The 4,361-nt window shown below is 48.0% G+C and carries 2 protein-coding genes; both read right to left on the bottom strand.

The genetic code is table 11. From position 1 onward, the window contains the following. Positions 1 to 2,291 (bottom strand): acetyl-CoA decarbonylase/synthase complex subunit alpha/beta (gene acsB, locus ACYVRA_RS05680; protein ID WP_461251782.1); only part of this gene is annotated, 2,291 nt, incomplete at its 3' end. Continuing rightward, the gene (cooS, locus tag ACYVRA_RS05675; RefSeq protein WP_461251781.1) at positions 2,279 to 4,231 is read right to left on the bottom strand and encodes an anaerobic carbon-monoxide dehydrogenase catalytic subunit; all 1,953 of its coding nucleotides are present in this window, start codon (positions 4,229 to 4,231) and stop codon (positions 2,279 to 2,281) included. The genes acsB and cooS, both read right to left, overlap by 13 nt. Positions 4,232 to 4,361: the final 130 nt, after the last annotated feature.

The following is a 4,361-nucleotide window of genomic DNA, read 5'->3' as shown; positions in this document are numbered from 1 at the left end:
GGCCCTGACATCGACACCGTGGAACCGGACGGCGCGTCTTTTTTAACATTTTCAGTTTTAACGGCCTCAGTCTTCGCGGCGGTTTCCCCCGTCTGTTCGCTCTGAGCGAAACGTGACATATCTTCCATTTTTAGCGCCGGGTGTTTAACTTTTTCCATGAACTTCCGCGTCTCTTCGGCTGTCACCGCAACAGTTTCATCCGCGATTTGATCGATAAATCCGGGCAGTTTTTGTTCGTCAAAACGTCTTAATAAATCGTTATGCAAAAGGTCTTTTAATTCTTTGGTCATCCACACGATTCTCGCGTAACCACCCTCCGCAAACAGGAACTTTCTGCTTGTAAGAAAAACTTTTCCGCAGCCAAAGAAGCCCGGAGTCTGCTGGCCTCCTCCGACAGAACCGGCCAATGTTGAAAATGTCATTCCAATAGGAGTGTCGCCTAAATATTCGCGATTCACGACCATTACGCCGTTGCATTCCGGCACATAGGCGCAGATAGCTTCAAAACAGCCGCAGCTTGTCATCGGCCTGTCCATGATTGAATAAGCGCAGAAAGTTTCTACCGTTTTATGGCTATTCGTGAAAACATAATCGCTTACCCCAGACCAGATTCCTTTTACAGGATCAAGACACTCGCCTTTTTTAAGCGGCTGATTGGGGCCTGTTTCGTCAATTTCATAAGCCGCTTTGCCGTCCAGCCAGTTGTACGCCCCGCATAGGCCAAGCCGCTCAGGGGTGATAACGCATACATGATTGGGGGCGAAACTCTGGCAAAGCAGACAGGAATAAAAAGTATCGACAGATTCGTCAGTCATGGCTTCCAGTCTGCGGTTGCGCTCATCGTAAACTTTCCTCGCGATGGCAAGTCTTTTTTCCACTTCGGCTTGATCCGTAACAAGCGTTACGCGCACTTTATCCACTATCGCGGGATAATCCGCCAATAATTTGGCGTGGAGAATTTCTCCATAGTGTTTAAGGCGAATGCCTCTTTCAAAACCTGTTTTGGAAACGCGCGTCCATACAATGTCCCTCTGCCCCATGTGCCAGATTCCTTCCGCGCCGTTGATCATGTGGTGAATCTGCCTCTCAAGTATCGGTTCAAAATCAGGCTGCATTTTTCTGCCCGCAGCCTCCACCCAAATGCCGAGGGGTAGCCTGCCGCCCGGTTCCACGGTGTCGATGTCAGGGCCGATAATTTTGATTTCGCCGTCGTTAATCGCGTCGTATTCCACGCTTGTGACAAATTCAAAGGCAAGGGTTTTGTTGCCGCCGAATTCAACATGGGTGTCCTCTTTACGGATTCTCTCACCTTCAAACGCGGGGCCGTAAGCGACAGGTATCGGCACATTAACTATTTTTATTTTACAGCCACGCACTTCAAGGGCTTTTTCCACTATTTTATCGTGAGGCACTTTTGAAACTACATGCTCGTAAGTGCATACTCCAGTCGGCAGAATTTCAGGAATGTCGGTGTCTGAAATAACGGGGAAGCCGTAATTAATCGCGCCTGCCGCGGCGGCGTATTTGTCATTTGTTACTTCACCTAACGCCATTACAAAAGCGAAAATTCTGTTCTTGTTATACTTTAAGTTTGCCTCATAGTCGCCCGGCTTTACTCCGCCAAACGAAAGCGCGGCCCGGTTGGCGAAACCAAGGGCGTAAATTAAAGCGGAAACGTCGCGCCCGAAAGGCACAAGGCGGGTTTCCCAGCCAAGTTGTACGCCTTCTGCTGCTAACTGCTCGGCGAATTGCACTCCGTTTGTACATCCGCCCATAAACACATAAAGATTTTTTTGCTGTAATTCCTTAGCGATTTTCACCGCCGTGGCGTTGTCGGGCGCGGCTCCGGTAATCGCGGCAAAACCGGGAGCGGTTCCATCTACGAACTCAATTCCCCTCTCGCGCATAATTACATCGTTAGCCGCTCCAAGCCAAATGCCGTCTACGGGATTAGGGCCGATAAGGTACTTGCACGCCTCAATTACTTCGCACGCAAAAAGAGCGGCGGCTCCAGCGTCAAGCGCGCTGCCGAGGTACGGCAACCAAACATTTTCAGCAGGTCTCGCTGGCAAAAGCGATTTCGCTTCTTCCAGAATATCCCGTAAATCGGCAAGGGTTTTCATTTTTTTGCCTGTAAAAGAATAAATGATAGGCAGAAAATAATTTGTATCGGGAAAACCAACAGGGCAGTCTAAACCTTTTTGTTTTACCGCTTCATCTAATTTTTTAACAGCTTGGGCGACAAACTCTACCGCTCCATCAATCGCGCTGGTACATATTAGTTTTGACATGACAACGCCCTCCTGTCTTTCATATCGAAGAGTTTGCGCTCAGTCTTTTTGTTAATTCCAAGTGCGTCTCTCGCCTGATTGATCAGCTCTACAATGCGATCCGCCGCCTTTATCGGGTCTTCAATAAAATGAAAACTTGCCCCATATTCATCCCTCACCTTGTTGTGGAGATAATCGCTGACAGCCTGCGATCCTGAAACATAAAAAGGATTTCCCAGTATTACGTCAACTCCGCTCGCCACAAAGTAACAGCCGATGGCGACCGCCTTTTCGCTCATCCACTCCGGCGCGACTCCTACGGCGGGAAGAGCCGCGATATCGTCTCCAAGACCGCCCTCAAAAACAACTTCTGTCGCAGCCTCAAGAATCCTTGAATTGTCAACGCAGCTTCCCATGTGAAGAATAGGCGGTATGCCCACGGCTTCGCAAACTTCCCTAAGCCCGGCGCCCGCCTGCTCTAACGCAATTTCCGGTTTCAACAGTCCCGCCTTAGCGCTCGCGATAGCCGAACATCCCGTTTGAAGCACGAGTATATTTCGTTTAACAAGTTCAAGGGTGAGCGTATTTGTATAATCGTCAGTCTTCTGCTTTGTGTTATTACAGCCGACAATGCCCGCAATGCCAAGAATTCTATTCGCTATAATCGCGTCATTCAGTGGGCGGAAAGAAGCGCGGAATCGTCCGCCGAGCATATATTTTATCGCGTCTACTGAAAAACCGGCGACAAGTTTTTCATTGTTTGCCGGAATATTTACTTTAGATTGATCCCTATTCTTAAAATTATCAATGGCGCGTTTTACAAGTTCCTTAGCGTTTTTTACAGGATCGCCGCCATGCTCTACGTTGACATGGCTTGCGCCGATAGTTTTGGCAATGTCGGCGGTAGAAATTATTTCCGTGTGATAATTTTTCGCGACATCGGGAAGGCTCGGCATACAGCACTGCACGTCTATTATCATCATCTCGACCGCGCCGGTTACTATTACCAATTCCTGCTGAAGAAAATTTCCTGCAAGCGGAACGCCGTGGCGGATTAAAATTTCATTGGCGGTACAGCAGATGCCGGCTAAAGTAATCCCATTCGCTCCAGCCGCCTTAGCGTATTCAACAATCTGAGGATCAGAGACGACGGTAGTCAGTATTTCAGAAAGAGCCGGCTCGTGTCCGTGAATTAAAATATTTACCGTATCTTTTTTTAACACGCCGAAATTCGCGGCGCTTTTTACCGGGGACGGAGTTCCAAAAAGTATATCGGAACAAATCGACGCTATCCTTGAGCCGCCCCAGCCATCTGCAAGGGACACTTGAAGGGCGTGATGCAACAAATTTAGATAATCGTGATCAACGCCCATCGTCGTTCTGTGCATCGCCTCTACTACCATTCGATCAATACCGTTTGGTTTGATGCCTGTCGCTTCCCAAACACTCTGTCTTTTTTTAGGCGCTAATTTTAAAGTTTTTAAAAAACCTTCCTGCTCTGAAAATTCGCTAAGGAACAAATTGGAAAGTTCCAGCGCGACTTCCTCGGCGCTTCTCCCCTCTTCTTCCACGCCATAAAGTTTTGCAGCTCGGCGCAGAGCTTTTTCATCTTTAATTTGATAGCCTTGCGCTTTTCCAAGAGCGACTTCTTTTAACTGCAATACCAAGTGCCGCCCATGATCAGAGTGGGCGCTTGTTCCTCCCACAACTTCACGAAGAAAATTTCTGGCGGCAATTGTGTCGGCTGTCGCGCCGCAAATTCCCTTAGGCGACTTAGGCGTAATTCTGCACGGCCCCATGTGGCAAATACGGCAGCAAAGGCCTCTTTTTCCAAAACCGCACTGCGCCTTTTGAGTTTCCGAACGGTCAAAACACGTTTCAACGCAATCGGCATGGCTTTTTTCCAGCATAGCCGCGGAAGCGCCGTCGCTTACTTTTGACAAAGTATCCTTACTCTCCATAAATGTTCCTTATATAACTTTTCGGCGGTAACTGCCGTATACCCTTTCATATTACTATTTTTTTTTATTTTTAACAATATTGAAGGATAAGGGGAAAATTTACCACGAACCACATTTTTCAGGAGCAAAT

Source organism: Treponema sp. R8-4-B8 (assembly GCF_054786175.1).
The sequence above is the reverse complement of the archived record's forward strand: the minus strand, read 5'-3'. Positions and strand labels throughout refer to the sequence as shown.

Excerpts from the sequence above, each read along its gene's own strand:
- cooS (WP_461251781.1), bottom strand. The coding sequence starts at position 4,231 with ATGGAGAGTAAGGATACTTTGTCAAAAGTAAGCGACGGCGCTTCCGCG.